This window comes from Acidovorax sp. GW458-11-26-14-TSB4 (assembly GCF_059423865.1).
The window spans coordinates 22,242-39,554 of record NZ_JBWKYR010000006.1 but is presented as its reverse complement, the minus strand read 5'-3'; the positions used below and the strand labels follow the sequence as shown (position 1 = coordinate 39,554).

The 17,313-nt window shown below is 67.5% G+C and carries 16 protein-coding genes; 6 read left to right on the top strand and 10 right to left on the bottom strand.

What is annotated here, in order from left to right:
* Positions 1 to 36: 36 nt before the first annotated feature.
* Positions 37 to 1,158 carry a hypothetical protein gene (locus tag AC07X5_RS14435; protein WP_494770718.1) on the top strand — a complete coding sequence of 374 codons (1,122 nt, stop codon included), beginning with the start codon at positions 37 to 39 and terminating at the stop codon, positions 1,156 to 1,158.
* A 47-nt stretch (positions 1,159 to 1,205) separates the two neighbouring features.
* Entirely contained in the window at positions 1,206 to 2,264 is a 1,059-nt protein-coding gene (locus AC07X5_RS14430; RefSeq protein ID WP_494770717.1) for a hypothetical protein, read from the top strand.
* Between the two features lie 59 nt (positions 2,265 to 2,323).
* Here AC07X5_RS14430 and AC07X5_RS14425 read toward each other — a convergent pair whose 3' ends face one another.
* From AC07X5_RS14425 to AC07X5_RS14380, 10 genes are all read right to left on the bottom strand, one after another.
* The gene (locus tag AC07X5_RS14425; protein WP_494770716.1) at positions 2,324 to 3,394 is read right to left on the bottom strand and encodes a CDP-6-deoxy-delta-3,4-glucoseen reductase; all 1,071 of its coding nucleotides are present in this window, start codon (positions 3,392 to 3,394) and stop codon (positions 2,324 to 2,326) included.
* 19 nt (positions 3,395 to 3,413) lie between these two features.
* Entirely contained in the window at positions 3,414 to 4,133 is a 720-nt protein-coding gene (locus AC07X5_RS14420; protein WP_494770715.1) for an ABC transporter ATP-binding protein, read from the bottom strand.
* Positions 4,130 to 4,888 carry an ABC transporter ATP-binding protein gene (locus tag AC07X5_RS14415; RefSeq protein WP_494770714.1) on the bottom strand — a complete coding sequence of 253 codons (759 nt, stop codon included), beginning with the start codon at positions 4,886 to 4,888 and terminating at the stop codon, positions 4,130 to 4,132. Before AC07X5_RS14415 ends, AC07X5_RS14420 begins: the two co-directional genes overlap by 4 nt.
* On the bottom strand, positions 4,885 to 5,850 hold the full coding sequence (locus AC07X5_RS14410; RefSeq protein WP_494770954.1) for a branched-chain amino acid ABC transporter permease: 966 nt from the start codon (positions 5,848 to 5,850) through the stop codon (positions 4,885 to 4,887). Before AC07X5_RS14410 ends, AC07X5_RS14415 begins: the two co-directional genes overlap by 4 nt.
* A 26-nt stretch (positions 5,851 to 5,876) precedes the next feature.
* Positions 5,877 to 6,797, bottom strand: a complete 921-nt coding sequence (locus AC07X5_RS14405) for a branched-chain amino acid ABC transporter permease (protein WP_494770713.1) — start codon at positions 6,795 to 6,797, stop codon at positions 5,877 to 5,879.
* A 37-nt stretch (positions 6,798 to 6,834) separates the two neighbouring features.
* On the bottom strand, positions 6,835 to 8,040 hold the full coding sequence (locus tag AC07X5_RS14400; RefSeq protein WP_494770712.1) for an ABC transporter substrate-binding protein: 1,206 nt from the start codon (positions 8,038 to 8,040) through the stop codon (positions 6,835 to 6,837).
* 56 nt (positions 8,041 to 8,096) lie between these two features.
* Positions 8,097 to 8,444, bottom strand: coding sequence for an anthranilate 1,2-dioxygenase ferredoxin subunit AndAb (andAb, locus tag AC07X5_RS14395; RefSeq protein ID WP_007857444.1), 348 nt, complete (start codon positions 8,442 to 8,444; stop codon positions 8,097 to 8,099).
* Positions 8,445 to 8,455: 11 nt separating this feature from the next.
* A complete protein-coding gene (gene andAd / locus AC07X5_RS14390) occupies positions 8,456 to 8,974 on the bottom strand; it encodes an anthranilate 1,2-dioxygenase small subunit AndAd (protein ID WP_494770711.1) in 519 nt (172 codons plus the stop codon).
* Between the two features lie 13 nt (positions 8,975 to 8,987).
* Positions 8,988 to 10,268 carry an anthranilate 1,2-dioxygenase large subunit AndAc gene (andAc, locus tag AC07X5_RS14385; protein WP_494770710.1) on the bottom strand — a complete coding sequence of 427 codons (1,281 nt, stop codon included), beginning with the start codon at positions 10,266 to 10,268 and terminating at the stop codon, positions 8,988 to 8,990.
* 123 nt (positions 10,269 to 10,391) lie between these two features.
* Positions 10,392 to 11,396, bottom strand: coding sequence for an AraC family transcriptional regulator (locus tag AC07X5_RS14380; RefSeq protein ID WP_409963040.1), 1,005 nt, complete (start codon positions 11,394 to 11,396; stop codon positions 10,392 to 10,394).
* 197 nt (positions 11,397 to 11,593) lie between these two features.
* On the opposite strand from AC07X5_RS14380, the gene AC07X5_RS14375 reads away from it, so the two are divergent.
* The 4 genes from AC07X5_RS14375 to pepN all read left to right on the top strand — a co-directional run bounded on the left by AC07X5_RS14375 (position 11,594) and on the right by pepN (position 17,300).
* On the top strand, positions 11,594 to 12,517 hold the full coding sequence (locus AC07X5_RS14375) for an alpha/beta fold hydrolase (protein WP_494770709.1): 924 nt from the start codon (positions 11,594 to 11,596) through the stop codon (positions 12,515 to 12,517).
* Positions 12,518 to 12,763: 246 nt separating this feature from the next.
* Positions 12,764 to 13,868 (top strand): peptide chain release factor 2 gene (gene prfB / locus AC07X5_RS14370; protein ID WP_184861001.1). Its coding sequence is split into 2 segments (ribosomal slippage): positions 12,764 to 12,844 and positions 12,846 to 13,868, totalling 1,104 coding nucleotides; the frame shifts between segments, so codons are not numbered across the junction.
* The gene (locus tag AC07X5_RS14365; RefSeq protein WP_494770708.1) at positions 13,868 to 14,602 is read left to right on the top strand and encodes an HAD family hydrolase; all 735 of its coding nucleotides are present in this window, start codon (positions 13,868 to 13,870) and stop codon (positions 14,600 to 14,602) included. Before prfB ends, AC07X5_RS14365 begins: the two co-directional genes overlap by 1 nt.
* On the top strand, positions 14,586 to 17,300 hold the full coding sequence (gene pepN / locus AC07X5_RS14360; protein ID WP_494770707.1) for an aminopeptidase N: 2,715 nt from the start codon (positions 14,586 to 14,588) through the stop codon (positions 17,298 to 17,300). Before AC07X5_RS14365 ends, pepN begins: the two co-directional genes overlap by 17 nt.
* The last annotated feature ends 13 nt before the right edge of the window (positions 17,301 to 17,313 follow it).

Genomic DNA, 17,313 nt, shown 5'->3' with positions numbered 1-17,313 from the left:
CCGATTCCCCAACCCTCTCCCCTCAAGGAGTTCATCATGCTGATCCGCGTTCCCAAAACCCAGACCATTGTCAGCCGCGGCCCCGTGGGGCTGCCCACCATGCGCGCCGCCCAGGCCGTCAGCCAGTTCAATGGGGTCTATCTGCGCCCGAACTCCGGCAACAGCGGAAGCATTCCCGCATCCGGCCCGTATTCGGCATCGCCCGACATCTGGTTTGCGGGCACCACCCCCATTGCCAACTTCCAGCAGGTCCTGGCCACGGACAGCAGCTACGCCACCTCGTCCAGCAACAACATCTACTCGGGCCAGACCAACCTGATCTATGTTCGCGGCAAGAACGGTGCAACCGTCAACAAGACCAACACCGTGCAGCTGTATTACGCACCCTCGGGCATCATCAACTCGCCCTCTCAATGGCAGAACAACGTCATCAAGACAGACCTGGGCCAGACGCAGGGCCACATCAACAACCTGGCAACGAACACCGTGGGCGTCTGCGACGCCACCTTCGTGTGGACCAATGTGACGCCTCCGCCGCCAGGCAGCGACCATTACTGCCTGTTCGCGCAGTTCAACGACGCCAACAACAGCAATCCCTTCCCCAGCGTGGACACCGCGCTGGACATGGGCTCGCTGATCATGAACAACCTGGGCTGGGGCTGGCGCAACACATCGATGATCGCCGCCACACCCACGTGGCAGTACACCGAGCCACTGTCCATTCCGGTGGACTACCCCACCACCAACGCCTACTCCATCTTCATCTCGCCCACCGGCTATGTCGGCTGGGATGCGGAGTTCTATGCCAGCCGCCCCGACTCGGCAGGCAATCCCATCAGGCTCGGCCGCACCAAGGTGACGCAGGACGGCGTGTTGCTGGGCGTGAGCAGCGCCGTGCTGGAGCCGGGCTACCAGGCGCTCATGACCGTCAACATGTACAGCCCCAACGGCAGCAAGCCGCCCGCAGGCGCGCGCGTGCCGATGTCGGTGAACTACGTGGCCTCGGCGCCTGCGCAACTGCGGGAGGCCGTCGCCCGCAACCTGATCGACGCGGAGTTCATGTTTCGCCTGCGCCGCCACTGCCCTGAGGTTTTCGATATCGGCCCCCAGGCCTGGATCATCCAGGGCACCTACAACTGGGAGACGGTGAGCAGATAGCCCCCGGCACCCCGCTCTTTCCTTCAACACCCATCAGGAGAACCCTCATGACCACAGGATTTGCCAACCAGCCAGCGCCCGCCCAGGCCAGCACTGCCTCGACCTACGACGGCTTCTATTTCCGGGACAACCTCGCATCCACCGGCACCATCCCGGCCGTCAGCCCGTTCAACCAGAGCCCCGACATCATCCAGAGCAGCGTGCCGGTGCCCAATCCGACAGTAGCCTTCAGCACCATCGACAGCTGGAAGCAGGCCTACCCCACCGAACCCACGCCGGGGCAGAACTACTACTACCTGCGCGGCCTCAATGGATCGCTGGAAGCATTCGACGGCAGCGTGCGGCTGTACTGGGCCCCCTCGCAGCTCATCCTCTTTCCGTCCAGCTGGAAGAACAACCCGCTGACCACGCAGAAAGGCCTGGAGGACGCCAGCGTCCAGGCTGATGCGGGGCACATCGGCGTGGGCGCCCAGCCCTTCCTGCTGAACACCGGATCAGAGCGACTGCCAAACGCAGAATCGTTCTACGCCTTCGTCTCCCAGAACACGGCCAGCGCCATCCCGACCGTCAGCAGCTGGCTGGAGATGTCGCAGTTGCTCACGCAGCAACTCGGGTTCGGCTTTCGCAACATGGTGTCGTTCGATCCGGTGGAGGGGGCCATGCTCTACCGGCTGGGCTTCGACATTCCCATGAGCGTGGGAGAGTCCGCCACATTGCAGATCGGTGTTTCCGTCCAGGGCATTCCGGCCGGAGACACCATCGGCCTGATCACCGACTGCTACACGCCGGAGATGACATCCATCGCCCTGCTCCCCACGAAAACCAATGGCAACGGCTATGTGGCAGGCATCCAGGTGAATGTGGACCCCGGCTTCAACGCATCCATCGCCATCCAGTACTGGAACACCTCCGGCAAGGTACCGCCTGCGGGCAGCCAGATCACGGTGACGGCCAACTACGTGATTCCAGAGGACAAGTTCGAAAAGGCACTGACCCTGGGCGTGCTGGATTCCCGCTATGCCCAGGCGGCTACCAGCGACGGCATCGGCCCGCAGCAGATCGCCCCGGTAGGATCCGTCACCTTCGTGACCACACAGGCCAGTTGAGGGGCAGAGGCAGCAGAAGAAGCGCCCCGCGCAAGCATGCAGCAGCAGCCATGGACAGGTCAGCCCGGCTGCGCCACAAAGGCGTCCGCAAAGAACGCCGTGGGCCGCATGCCCGCCTGGACAGCCAGGTCGCGCCGCGCAGCATCCACCATGGCCGGTGCGCCGCAGGCATACACCTCGTGTTGCGACAGGTCCGCATGGTCCTGCAGCACGGCCTGGTGCACCCAGCCGGTGCGGCCGGTCCAGCCGTCCGATGCCGGTGCATCGGAGAGCACGGGCACGTAGGTCAGGCGGCCCTGAAGCGCACACTCCCATTCAACGCACAGGCTGTGCAGATACAGGTCGGCCCGCGTACGTCCACCCCAGTACAGGTGCATGCGGCGCCTGCTGCCGGTGGCCAGCAGCTGTTCGACCAGCGCCTTCACCGGTGCGAAGCCGGTGCCGCTGGCCAGCAGGATGGCAGGTGCCTGCGAGTCACGGTCGTGCATGCCGAAGGTGCCGAACGGTCCTTCGATGCGCAGCACGTCGCGCGCCTTGAGCTTGCCGAACACCTGGTCGGTGAACAGCCCGCCGGGCAGGTGGCGGATGTGCAGCTCCAGTTGCTCCTGCCCTTCGCGGGCCGGCGTGGCCAGCGAATAGCTGCGCCGGCGGTTGCCGGGCAGCAGCACATCCACGTACTGGCCGGCCGCGTAGTGCAGGTGCTGGCCCGGCGGGGGTTGCAGCAGCACGCGCACCACGTCGGGTGCGAGGCGCTCCAGCGCGGCCACGCGCACCGGCAGCTTGCGCACGGCGATGCCGGGGATGTGCGGGATCTCCGCGCATTCGATGAGCAGGTCGCTGGCTGCCTGCGTGCAGCACAGCAGGTGCAGGCCCTGCCCTGCCTCCTGCGGCGACAGCGCAACAGGCTGGGCGCCCGGCAGGTAGGCGGCCGCGCCATCGACGACCCGGGCACGGCAGGCGCCGCAGGTACCAGTCTTGCACTGGTGGAGCAGCAGGATGCCCTGGCGCAGCGCGGCATCGAGCACGCTTTCGCCCGCCTGGCTGGTGAAGGACTTGCCGGACGGCAACAGGGTGATGGCGCACGCGGGCGCTTCGGCCACGGCTGCGCCGGCCTCTTCGGTCATCTGCATGGGGAAAACCTTGAACGGTCTACACGGTGAGGTAGCGCGACCACAGGCCGCGGTCGGCATTGAGCGCGGCGGAGTCGCCCTGCCAGACCACGCGCCCGCGCTCCAGGATCACGTGGCGATCGGCCAGGCCCACCAAGCGGTGCACGTACTTGTCCACCACCAGGATGGTCTGGCCTGCGGCCTTGAGCGTGGCCAGGCAGCGCCAGATCTCCTCGCGGATCACCGGCGCCAGGCCCTCGGTGGCCTCGTCCAGGATGAGCAGGCGCGGGTTGGTGGACAACGCCCGGCCGATGGCCAGCATCTGCTGCTCGCCTCCCGACAGCTGGTTGCCCAAATTGTTCTGCCGCTCCCTGAGGCGAGGAAAAACGCCGTAGATGCGCTCGATGTCCCAGGCGTCGCGCAGGCCGTTGCGGTGGTCGGCAAAGGCCTGCAAGTGCTCGCGCACCGTGAGGTTGGGGAACACGTGGCGCCCCTCGGGCACGATGGCCAGGCCCAGGCGGGCGATGGCATCGCTCTTGAGTTTGTCGGTCGCCTGGCCGGCAAAGCGGATGCCGCCGGCCGTGGGGCGCAAGGCCCCCACCAGGGTCTTGATGGTGGTGCTCTTGCCCATGCCGTTGCGGCCGAGCAGGGACACCACCTCGCCGGCCCCGATCTGCAGATCGATGCCGAACAACACCTGGCTCACGCCGTAACCAGCCTCCAGGCCCTGGCAGCTCAGCAATGGCTCGGGCGCGCTCATGGGGTGGTCTCCAGGATTTCGGTGCCCAGGTACACAGCCTGCACCTCGGCGTTGTTGCGGATCTCGTCGGGCGTACCGGCGGTGAGCACGCGGCCATAGACCAGCACCGAGATGCGGTCGGCCAGGCGGAACACGGCCTCCATGTCGTGCTCTATCAGCAGCACCGCCATGTCCTTGCGCAGGGTATCGATGAGCTGCACCATCTGCTGCGACTCATCGGGCCCCATGCCGGCCATGGGCTCGTCGAGCAGCAGCAGCTTCGGCGCCGACGCAAGCGCCAGCGCCACGTCCAGCGTGCGCTGCGCGCCGTGCGGCAAGGCACCCGCGACCTCATCGAGCTGGCCCTGCAGCCCCACCCGCTCGGCCAGGCGGCCGGCCTCCTCGTAAAGCCCGCGCTCGTGCGCACGGGGTTTCATGAACCGAAAGCTCGACCCGCTGTGCGCCTGCACGGCCAGCAGCAGGTTGTCGCGCACGCTCTGTTTGGGAAAGATGCGCGTGACCTGGAAGCAGCGCGACAGGCCCTTGGCCACGCAGCGGTGCATGGGCAGCGCGGTGATATCGGTGCCGCCCAGCAGCACGCGCCCTTCATCCGGTGCCAGCAGGCCCGAGATCTGGTTGACCAGCGTGGTCTTGCCCGCACCGTTGGGGCCGATCAGGGCATGCACCTCGCCATGCGCCACCGACAGGCTCACATGGTCCGTGGCCAGCAGGCCGCCGAAGCGCTTGACCAGGCCCTGCACTTGAAAAAGGCTCATGGCTTGCTCCTTGCGCGCAGGTCCGCCAGCGCGGCCAGGCCCTTGGGCGCGTACAGCGCGGTGGCGATCAGCAGCACGCCCAGCGGCATGTGCCAGTAGTCGGAGTGCAGCTTGAGCGCCTCTTCCAGCGCCAGCCATACGGCCGCGCCCAGCGGGCCGCCCCAGCGCCGGCCCAGGCCGCCGATGACGACCATCACGATCAGCGTGGCCGACTGCGTCCAGTGCATCATCGACGGGCTCACGAAACTGTTGCCCGTGGCCAGCAGCGCCCCGGCCAGGCCAGCCATGGCGCCGGCCAGCGTGAAGGCCGCCAGTTGCAGCAGATACACGGGGTAGCCAAGGGCACGCATGCGCGTTTCGTTGTCGCGGATGCCCGCCAGCGCCGCGCCGAAGCGCGAAGCCGTGGCCCGGTCCAGCCACCACAGCACCAGCGCCACCAGGGCCAGCACCACCCAGTACAGCGTGGGCTCGTGCATCGCATCCAGGCCCAGCCCCAGCGCGGGCCGCATGGGCAGGGTGTAGCCGTCATCGCCGCCGTAGCTGCGCAGCGAGACGAAGACGAAGTACAGCATCTGCGCGAAGGCCAGCGTGATCATGATGAAGTACACGCCCTGGGTGCGCAGCGAAATGGCCCCTACCAGCGCAGCCACCAGGGCGCCCGCCACCACGGCAGCACCCCAGACCACCCAGGCCGACGTGGTGCCCGCATCGCTGAGCACCACGACGGCATAGGCGCCCACCCCCACGAAGCCCGCATGCCCCAGCGCCACCATGCCGCCAAAGCCCATGATGAAGTTCAGGCTGGCGGCGGCCAGCGCCACCACCAGCACCCGGCGCACAAAGCCGACATAGAAATCCAGGCCCAGGGCCGGTGCGACCAGGGGAAAGGCCGCCAGCGCGGCCAGCAGCACCAGCGGCAGCAGTGCGCCGCGCCAACGCGGCACGGCAGTTCCCACGGGCATATACGAAGTCAGGGAAGCGGACATGCTCAGGCCTTGGCAGAAAACAGCCCCGCAGGGCGAAAGCTCAGTACGGCAGCCATCAGGGCGTACATGGCGACCTCGGCAAACAAGGGCCCCAGGTCGGCCGCCACGGAAGGCGGCAGCGTGGCGCGCAGCAAGATCGGCAGGAAGGCCCGGCCAATGGTGTCCACCAGCCCCACCAGCAAGGCCGCCACGAAGGCGCCGCGCACCGAGCCGATGCCGCCGATGACGATGACCACCAGCGCCGGGATCAGGATGGATTCGCCCATGCCCACCTGAACGGCCATGATGGGCCCCATGAGCGCGCCGGCCAGGGCCGCCAGCGCAGCGCCCAGCACGAAGATGCCGCAGAACACGCGCTTGACGCGCACGCCCATCAGTTCGGCCATCCACCGGTCCGAGGCACCGGCCCGCACCAGCATGCCCACGCGGCTGTGGTTGACCAGCAGGTACAACAGCCCCGCCACCGCCACGCCGGCCACCAGCACCACCAGCCGGTACGAGGGGTATGGCAGGCCCGCGAACAGCTCCACTGGGCCCGCGAGCAGGGCCGGCGTGGGTGCCATCACGGGCGAAGGGCCCCAGGCCATCTTCACCGCGTCGTCGGCCACCAGGATCACGCCGAAGGTCGCCAGCACCTGGGCCAGGTGGTCGCGGCCGTAGAGGCGGCGCATCAGCGTTACCTCCAGCAGCGCGGCCACGAACACGGTGGCGGCGATCGCCACCAGCACCGCCCCCGCGAACGAGCCGCTGTGCACATGCACCGTGGCCGCCACATAGGCGCCCACCATGAACAGCGAGCCATGCGAGAGCTTCATCACGTCCATGATCCCGAAGACCAGCGTGAGGCCGGCCGCGATCAGGAAGAGCATGAGCCCGTAGCCCGCTCCGTTGAGCAATTGCTCGATGACGAGGATCCAGTTCATGGTGTGCAGGGAATGCGCGAGGGCAGTGGAGGCAGGGTCACTTCAGCGGGCATTGCGAGGAGAAAGCGTCGCCGTAGTTCTCCAGCACCGTCTTGATGGTCTTGTTGGTCACGCGGCCCTCGGCGTTCTTGCCGATGGTGCGCAGGTAGAAGTTCTGCACCGGGTAGTGGTTGTTGGCATAGCGGAAGCTGCCGCGCACCGAGGGGAACTGCGCCTTGGCCAAGGCCTTGGCCAGGGACTCGCGGTCGCCCACCTTGCCGCCCACGGCCTTCACGGCCGCGTCCATGGCGCTGATGACGTCGAAGGCCTGTGCGGCGTAGATGGACGGGTAACGCCCGCCGTACTCCTTGCGGAAGGCGGCCACGAAGGCCTTGTTCGGTGCGTTGTCCAGGTCATGCGCCCAGTGCGAGGTGTTGAACAGGCCCAGCATGGGCTCGCCCACCGCGCCGATGATGTCCTCGTCGGCCGAGAAGCCGCTGGTCACCAGCATGATGTCCTTGGACAGGCCGGCCCCCACGAACTGCTTGATGAAGTTGATGCCCATGGCGCCGGGCAGGAAGAAGTACACCGCCTCGGGCTTGGCGGCACGCAGCTGCGCCAGCTCGGTCGCGTAGTCGAGCTGGCCGACCTTGGTGTAGATCTCGTCGAGCACCGTGCCCTTGAACTTGCGCTTGAAGCCGGTGAGGCCATCCTTACCCGCGGGGTAGTTGGGGGCGATCAGCACCATGCGGCCAAAGCCGCGGTCGGCCGCGAACTGGCCGGCGGCCTCGTGGTACTGGTCGTTCTGGTAGGCCGTGCCGAAGAAGTAGGGGTTGCACTGCGCGCCGGCCAGCTGGCTCGGGCCCGCGTTGTTCGACAGGTAGGGCACCTTGGCCGCGAACAGCGTGGGCGCCACGGCCAGCGCCACGTTGGAGGCGATGGGGCCGGTGAACAGGTCGATCTTCTCGCGCTGCACGAAGCGGTCCACCAGCTGCTTGGCCTGGTCGGGGCTGCCGGCCATGTCGGTCTGCAAGAACTCCACCGGCTGGCCACCGAGCTTGCCCGCGAGCTGCTTGATGGCCAGGTTGAAGCCGTCGCGCGCATCGGCACCGGGGCCGGAGAACGGACCCGAGATGTCGAGCGCCATGCCGACCTTGATGGGGCCCTGCTGCGCCATGGCCGTGAAGCTGGCGCAGGCGGCCAGGGTGGCCAGGGCGGCTGCGCCCAGGCGGTTGCGAAGCGAGGTGCGGGAGAGTTGTGCCATCTTCGATCCTTATCCATCAACAAAAAAGAGAGCCAGGGGGCTGGGCAGTCGGGGCGTCAGAGACCGACCTCGACGCGCCCCGCCACCACGCGCACCGGGAACGTGCGCACCGCTTCGGTGACCGGCGCCTTGCAGGGCGCCCCCGTGCGGATGTCGAAGGTGCCCTGATGCAAGGGGCATTCCACACAGCCGTCTTCCACCCAGCCATCGGACAATTTGGCGGCGCCATGGGTGCACAGGTCGTACAGGGCGAACAGCCCCTCCCCGTCGCGGAACACCGCCACGGGCAGCCCCTGCACCACCACGGGCCAGACGGCGCCGTCCGGGAAATCCTCGGGCTCGCCCACGTCGTGCCAGGCGGCTACCGCGCCCTGCTCCAGTGCCTTGTCGGTCGTTGTCTGCATGGTGCGGGTCCTCAGATGGGGGTGGCGAGCAAGGTGGCCACGCGCGAGGTGTCGTACACCACGCGCTTGCTGCGGTAGCGCCACTCGCCCTGGTGCTGCACCACCTCGTCGAGGTAGGTGCCGGCCTGGTAGACGCTGGATTCGCCTGCCGTGCCGGTGATCACCACCACGTAGCTCGACTGGGTGTGCACCACGCCGTCCTTCACCGCGGTGATCACCAGGCCCGAGGTGCCGTGGCGATAGACATGGTCCTCGAAGATGTTGGCGTGGCGCAGCGAGAGCACGCGGTCGCGCAGCATGCCGGCATTGCGGCAGTACATGATGGGCGCGGGAAAGCCCGCGTCGAAGTTCTCCTTGGGGATGATCTCGTAGCGGCCCTCTTCGACGAAGAAACCGGGCCACTCTTCGAGCCGGTTGTTGTCCAGCGCGCTCACGTAGCGGTGCTGCAGTTCCAGCAGTTCGGTCCACAGCTGCAGGCGCTCCTGGCGGCTGATGCCGATGGGGGCGGTGGGGGTGGTCATCGTGGTCATGGCGTGCGGTCCTTCAGTAGCCCATCAGTCCCTGGTAACCCACCCAGAAGCGGCGGATCAGGTTCTCGGTGATCACGGTGTCCATCTGCTCGGGCGCCTCGCGCGCCATGGCGATGTAGGAGTGCTTGTCGCCGTCGCGCACGGTGCCGCGCTGCACCAGCTCGGTGGCCTCGGTGTCCTCCATGGAGATGTAGCCCGCCGGCCCCACCAGGTTGGCCTGCAGCAGGCGCAGCTCGCGCAGCTCGGGCGTGTCGTCGGCGTAGCCGAAGAAATGGAACACCAGCTCGAAGTTGCCCGGCCCCTTGGGCAGCAGTTGGCGCACCACCAGCGTGTTGTGGATCTGCTGCACCACCAGTTGCGGAAAGATCGGCTGGATGTGGTTGGTGGTCATCTCGTCGAACTCCTTGATCTGGCCGAGCAAGGTGGGCTCTTCGAGCGTGAAGCCCTCGTCCATGGAGCGGATGTTCTGCGCGCTGTAGGCGGCGGCGGTGTCCGTCTCCACCTCGGGCTTGGTCACGGTGATGATGCTGTGCAGGCCGTGCGTCGCATCGGGAATGGAGCGCGCCTTCATCCCCACGCGGAAGATGTTGAAGGTGGTGTGGAACAGGTGCAGCAGGCTGGCGTGGTAGGGGTCCTTCACGTTCTCGAAGTACAGCTTCCAGTTCGACTTGGAGTACTGGCGCGTGCAGCCCAGGTAGACGATGGGTTTGTGGAAGATGCGGTCGATCCACGGCCGCATCTGCTCGCCCAGGTACTCGGGCAGCGGCGGCGTCGCGTCGCTGAAGGTGGCGAACAGCAGGCCCTTGTAGCTGTCCACGCGCAGCTTCTGCAGGCCATGTTCCTCGGTCTTGAAATCCTTGGGCATGCCGACCATGCCCTTCTGCCCGCGGCGGAACGGCACGCCCTGCAGGTCGCCGTTGGCGGCAAAGCTCCACTGGTGGTACACGCAGGTGTGGCTGGCGGCGTTGCCGCGCTTTTCGCGGCACACCATGGCGCCGCGGTGGGCACAGCGGTTGACCCAGCAGGCCAGGCCCTCGGCCGTGCGCGTGACCACCACGGGGGTGTCGCCGACAAAGGTGGACTTGAAGTCGCCCACATTCGGGATCTCGGCTTCCAGCCCCAGAAAGCTCCACACCGGGCCACGGAAGATGCGCTCCTGCTCGCGGTCGTAGACCTCCTGCGAGCTGAACACCCGGTAGGGCACGTTGGAGCCATCGGGCTGCGGAAAGAAGACCTGGCGCTGGGCCTTGAGCGAGGCAGGTGGCGCAACGGCGACGACGGGGATTTCAGACATGGGAGCGACCTCTTCGATTGGGTTGCCTCCATGCTAGAAATCAACACCCTGCCCCGCTATCCACTATCGGCACGCGGCGCTGCGGGCCTGTCCGGTTCTTGCAAATGTGCGGTGGTGGCCCGCTCAGTTGACGGCGGTCTGGCTCGGCAGCTCGCCAAAGCGCTCGCGGTAGTAGCTGGAAAAACGCCCCAGGTGGCCAAAGCCGAACTCCAGCGCCGCATCCGTCACGCAGTGGCCGGGGCGCTCCATCAGGCGCGCACGCACGGCATCGAGCCGCATGTTGCGCAGCAGCGCCATGGGCGATTCGCCGTGGTGGCGCTGGCACAGTGCATTCAGCCCGCGCACGCTGACACCAGCGGCGCGCGCCAGGTCCTCCAGCGCCACGGGTGCGCACAGGCGGCTGCGCATGTAGGCGTCGAGCCGGTCCAGCCGGCCCATGTCGCTTGGCGGAACGGGGCTCGCGGCGTCGATGTCCATCGCCCCCAGCGACAGCAGCGGCGCAGCCGGCACCGGCACGCTCTGCGCGCAGGAGGCCAGGAACAGCGCCACATTGCTCTCCATGTGGTCCACCCAGCGCGCATGCGCCGTGCTTTCCACCGCCTGCTGGCTCACGTGCAGCAGCGATTGCATGAGGAAGTGCCACTGCTGGCCCTGCCCCGCGCTCAGCGGCAGCAGCGGGTGCACGAAGGTCGAGTCGCCCGCCAGCGACTCGGGCGCCCAGGCGCGCAGCAGGCTGCACGGCACCTTGAGGATGAGCTGGCGCGCGCCCTGCTGCCAGTGCATGTGCAGGTTGTGGCGCGGCGCGATCAGCGCAGCGGCACCGGCCGGCAGGCGCACGGGCACGCCATCGGACACCAACTGTGCAGTGCCCGAGAGCGAGAGGTGCACCAGCACGAAATCGTCGAAGGGGCGCGGGCGGATCTCCACCTCCGCACCGTATTGCAGCATGAACAGCTGCAGCTGGCGCACGCGCACCTTGGACAGCGCCGTGGCCACGGGCCCACCGCACCATTTCAGCCCATGGTCCGAGAACTCGCGCGCCACCAGGTCGTGGGAGTCCACCCGCAGGTCCGACGTGAAGACCGGGCGCTGCTGCAGCGCCGACAGATCCAGGGACAGGGCGGACATGGGAACCATCGGACAGAGACCTCGCGTGGGAAGGGACGCAGCTCGCATCGGGGCGCACCGCTTTGATGTGCATCAACCGCAGCAATTTCCATACCCATGTGCCGGCAGGCGCCCATGCGACACCCCCACGGCCATGCCAGGCGGGCTGCCGACGTACCATCGGAGCCAGACCCGTCCATCCCTCCCCTTCGCGCTCCATGTACTCCACCGTCCGCCCCTCGCGCAGCGAGTTCGTCCCCATCCGCACCCTCAAGTACCACGTCCGCCAATGGGGCGAGGCCTCCCAGGACCCGGCCAGGCCCCCGCTGGTCCTGGTGCACGGCTGGATGGACGTGGGCGCCTCCTACCAGTTCGTGGTGGATGCCTTCTCGGCCGCGTTTGCCGAGGGCCGGCACATCATCGCGCCCGACTGGCGGGGCTTCGGCCTGAGCAAGCTGCCGGCCCCATGCGACCACTACACCTTTCCCGACTACCTGGCCGACCTGGACATGCTCCTGGACCACTACGTCGGCGACCGCCCCGTGGACCTGGTGGGCCACAGCATGGGCGGCAACATCGCCATGATGTATGCGGGGGTGCGGCCCGGACGCATCCGCCGGCTGGTCAACCTGGAGGGCTTCGGCATGCCGGCCACGAAACCCGAGCAGGCGCCCAAACGCTACGCCCAGTGGATCGACGAGATCAAGAAGCTGCAGCAGGGCGAGATGGCCCTCAAGGCCTATGACGGCGTTGAAGGGGTGGCCCAGCGCCTCATGAAGACCAACCCGCGCCTGTCGCAGGACAAGGCCGACTGGCTGGCCCAGCACTGGGCCGAGCCCAATGCACTTGGCCGCTGGGAGATCCTGGGCGACCCGGCGCACAAGATCACCAGCTCGCAGCTGTACCGGCTGGACGAGGCCCTGGCCCTGTATGCGCAGATCGAGGCCCCGGTGCTGGCCGTGGAGGCCAGCGACGACAGCCTGGGCCAGTGGTGGAAGGGCCGCTATGCCCTGCCCGAATACCACCAGCGCCTGACCCATGTGCGCGACTGCCGCACGGCCGTGGTGCAGGATGCCGCCCACATGCTGCACCATGACCAGCCGGCAGCGGTGGCCCGGCTGATCGAAGAACACCTGTCCTGAAGCGGCCTGTAACGTCGGGTTTCCACCGGTGCAAGGGGCTTTGCCAGGCCCGCCCCCGGTCCGTGAGAAAATGGTTGATTCGGAAGATGCCGAACCCGCGTTCGCGCCGCCCCATGCGGCCTTGTGCGGGCGGGACAGGCAGCGCCGCCAGCCAGGCTGCCAGGGCCTTGCCACCGCCATGCGCGGGGCACCCATGGTGCATCGACCACCCTACAGAACCGAACAACCATACGACAGGACACCATCATGGACGCAGAACGCATCAACCTCATCGGCACCACCCTCGACGACCTGGCTCTGCGCACGGCAGAGTTACGGAGGTATCTTTGACTTCGATGCCAAATTCGAACGCCTGAGAACCGTCAACGCCTCGCTGGAAGACCCTGCGGTCTGGAACGACCCGAAGAAAGCCCAGGAGCTGGGCAAGGAGCAGAAGTCCCTGTCCAGCGTGGTCGTCACGCTGGACAAGCTCACCCGCGAGCTGGCCGACAACGCCGAGCTGTACGAGATGAGCAAGGAGGAAGGCGACGAGCCTGGCCTCATGACCATCGAGGCCGAGACCGCCAAGCTGCGCCCGCTGATCGAGGAACTGGAGTTCCGCCGCATGTTCAGCAACGAGGCCGATCCGCTCAACTGCTTTGTCGACATCCAGGCCGGCGCCGGCGGCACCGAGGCCTGCGATTGGGCCAGCATGCTGCTGCGCCAGTACCTCAAGTACGCCGAGCGCAAGGGCTTCAAGACCACGGTGGAAGACGAAACCCCGGGCGACGTGGCTGGCATCAAGAGCGCCACGATCAAGATCGAGGGCGAGTACGCCTTCGGCCTGCTGCGCACCGAGACCGGCGTGCACCGCCTGGTACGCAAGAGCCCGTTCGACAGCTCGGGCGGCCGCCACACCTCGTTCGCCTCGCTCTTCGTCTACCCCGAGATCGATGACTCCATCGAGATCAACATCAACCCGGCCGACGTGCGCACCGACACCTTCCGCGCATCGGGCGCGGGTGGCCAGCACATCAACAAGACCGACTCAGCCGTGCGCCTGACGCACATCCCGACCGGTATCGTGGTGCAGTGCCAGGACGGCCGCAGCCAGCACAGCAACCGCGACGTGGCATGGCAGCGCCTGCGCAGCCGGCTGTACGACTTCGAGATGCGCAAGCGCATGGAAGAGCAGCAAAAGCTCGAGGACACCAAGACCGACGTGGGCTGGGGCCACCAGATCCGCAGCTACGTGCTGGACAACAGCCGCATCAAGGACCTGCGCACCGGCGTGGAAATCTCGGCCACGCAGAAGGTGCTGGACGGCGACCTGGACGCCTTCATCGAAGCCTCGCTCAAGCAGGGCGTGTGATGCAGCGCGACGCAGCAGCCGCCACCACTGTCGAAACCACGGCCCCAGGCCGCAGCGCGATCCCCGTCGAAGCCTTCATCTTCGACATGGACGGCACCATGATCGACTCCATGCCCTGGCACGCCAAGGCCTGGGTGGAGTTCGCGCGCCGCCGCGGCATGGCCATCGACGTGCCCGACCTGATGGCCCGCACCACGGGCCGCAACGGCACCGAGTGCATCCGCGAGCTGCTGCAGCGCGAGGTGGAGCAGGCCGAGGCCGATGCCCTCACGCGCGAGAAGGAAGACATCTACCGCGAGCTGTTCGGCCCCTCGTTCACCGAGGTGGCGGGCTTCCGCCGCTTCGCGGCCCATGCCGCGGTGCAGGGCTACAAGCTGGCGGTGGGCACGGCGGGCGACATCCACAACGTGGCCTTCGCCATGGCCCGCCTGTCCATGGAACCCGAGCCGCTGACCATCGTGCGCGGCGACGAGGGCCTGCCGGGCAAGCCGCAGCCGGCCATCTTCCTCGAAGCGGCACGCCGCATCGGCGTGGCGCCCGAGCGCTGCGTCGTCTTCGAGGACGCGCCCTTCGGCATCGAGGCCGCGCGCCGCGCGGGCATGCATGCCGTGGCGGTGTGCAGCACCCACAGCGCGCTGGAACTCGCCGGCCCGCACGTGCTGGCTGCCGTGCGCGACTACAACGAACTCATGAACACCGACTTTCTGGAGCGCATCCATGTTGCCATCGCATAACGCCGACGCCAGCGGAGCGGGCCCGGCCACCGCCATCCGCCGCGAGGACTACACCGCCCCCGCCTACTGGATCGACAGCGTCGAGCTGACCTTCGACCTGGACCCGGCCAAGACGCGCGTGCTCAACCGCATGACGCTGCGCCGCAACCCCGACGTGGCCGAGCAGCCGCTCAAGCTCGACGGCGAGGACCTGAACCTCGCGCGTGTACTGGTCAACGGCCAGGGCACCTCGTTCAAGATGGAAGGCACCCGCCTGGTGCTGGAGAACCTGCCCACCGGCACCGATGCCTTCGCGCTCGAGATCTTCACCACCTGCTGCCCCGCCAAGAACACGCACCTGATGGGCCTGTACGTGAGCCAGGGCACTTTCTTCACGCAGTGCGAAGCCGAGGGCTTCCGCCGCATCACCTACTTCCTGGACCGCCCGGACGTGATGGCCAGCTACACCGTCACCCTGCGCGCCAACAAGGCCCAGTACCCGGTGCTGCTGTCCAACGGCAACCTCGTGGACAGCGGCGACCTCGACGAAGGCCGCCACTTCGCCAAGTGGGTGGACCCGCACAAGAAGCCCTGCTACCTGTTCGCCCTGGTGGCGGGCAAGCTGGTGGCGCGCGAGCAGAAGATCCGCGCCCGTGCTGGCACGGACCACCTGCTGCAGGTCTACGTGCGCCCTGGCGACCTGGGCAAGACCGAGCACGCCATGAACTCGCTGATGGCCAGCGTGGCCTGGGACGAGGCGCGCTTCGGCCTGCCGCTGGACCTGGAGCGCTTCATGATCGTCGCCACCAGCGACTTCAACATGGGCGCCATGGAGAACAAGGGCCTGAACATCTTCAACACGAAGTACGTGCTGGCCAGCGAATCGACCGCCACCGACGTGGACTTCGCCAACATCGAGAGCGTGGTCGGCCACGAGTACTTCCACAACTGGACCGGCAACCGCGTGACCTGCCGCGACTGGTTCCAGCTGAGCTTGAAGGAAGGCCTCACCGTCTTTCGCGACCAGGAGTTCAGCCAGGACCTGGCCGGCAGCCTCTCAGCCCGCGCCGTCAAGCGCATCGAGGACGTGCGCGTGCTGCGCACCGCCCAGTTCCCCGAGGATGCCGGCCCCATGGCCCATCCGGTGCGGCCCGACAGCTACATCGAGATCAACAACTTCTACACCGTCACCATCTACGAAAAGGGTGCCGAGGTGGTGCGCATGATGCACACCCTGGTGGGCCGCGAAGGCTTTGCCAAGGGCATGAAGCTGTATTTCGAGCGCCACGACGGCCAGGCCGTGACCTGCGACGACTTCGCCCAGGCCATTGCCGACGCCAACCCGCAAAGCGACCTGGCGCGCCTGCTGCCCCAGTTCAAGCGCTGGTACAGCCAGGCCGGCACGCCGCGCGTGAAGGCCACGGGCAGCTACGATGCCGCCGCGCGCAGCTACACGCTGACCCTGTCGCAAAGCTGCGCGCCCACGCCGGGCCAGGCCGAAAAGCTGCCCTTCGTGATACCGGTCAACCTGGGCCTGCTCACGCTCGACGGCGCCGCCCTGCCCTTGCAACTGCAGGGCGAGGACGCCGCCAGCGCGCCATCGCGCACCGTGGTGCTGACCGAGGCCTCCCAAACCCTGGTGTTCACCGGCCTCGATGCCGCGCCCGTGCCCTCGCTGCTGCGCGACTTCAGCGCCCCCGTGGTGCTGGACATCGACTACAGCGACGAGCAGTTGCTTACCCTGCTGGCCAACGACCCCGACGCCTTCAACCGCTGGGAAGCCGGCCAGCGCCTGGCGCTGCGCACCGCCATCCACGCAATCACCGGCAGCGGCCCGAGCAGCGGCGACATCCTGCCCGCGGCCGTGGTCGATGCATTGCGCGGCGTGCTGCGCAACCCGGTGCTCGATGCGGCCTTCAAGGAACTGGTGCTCACCCTGCCGTCCGAGACCTACATCGCCGAGCAGCTCGACGTGGTGGACCCGCAGCGCATCCACGCCGTGCGCGAAGCCATGCGCGAACAGCTCGCCCTGGCCCTCAAGGCCGACTGGGAATGGGCGTGGGAACAGAACCAGGACACCGGCGGCTACAGCCCCGACCCGGTCTCCTCGGGCCGCCGCTCGCTCAGCGGCATGGCATTGCACATGCTGTGCATCGCCGCCCAGCGCACGGGCGACGAGGTGTGGCCCGGCAAGGCCTACCAGCGCTTCAAGGTGGCCAGCAACATGACCGACCGCTTCAACGCGCTCACGGCCCTGGTGGCCAGCGGCAGCGTGCACGCGGCCCCGGCGCTGGCGCGCTTCCACGCCCTGTTCAAGGACGAACCCCTGGTCATCGACAAGTGGTTCGCCCTGCAGGCCGGCGCGCCCGACAAGGGTGGCAATGTGCTGCCCGCCGTGCGCCAGCTGATGCAGCACCCGGACTTCAGCCTGAAGAACCCGAACCGCGCGCGCAGCGTGATCTTCAGCTACTGCAGCGCCAACCCCGGCGCCTTCCACCGCACCGACGCGGCCGGCTATGTGTTCTGGAGCGACCGCGTGATCGAGCTCGACGCCATCAACCCGCAGGTCGCCGCCCGCCTGGCGCGCGCGCTCGACCGCTGGAAGAAGCTGGCCGAACCCTGGCGCACGGCCGCCCGCGAGGCGATTGCCCGCGTGGCCACGCGCCCGGACCTGAGCAACGACGTGCGCGAGGTGGTCACCCGCGCGCTGGCAGACTGACGACAAGCGACAC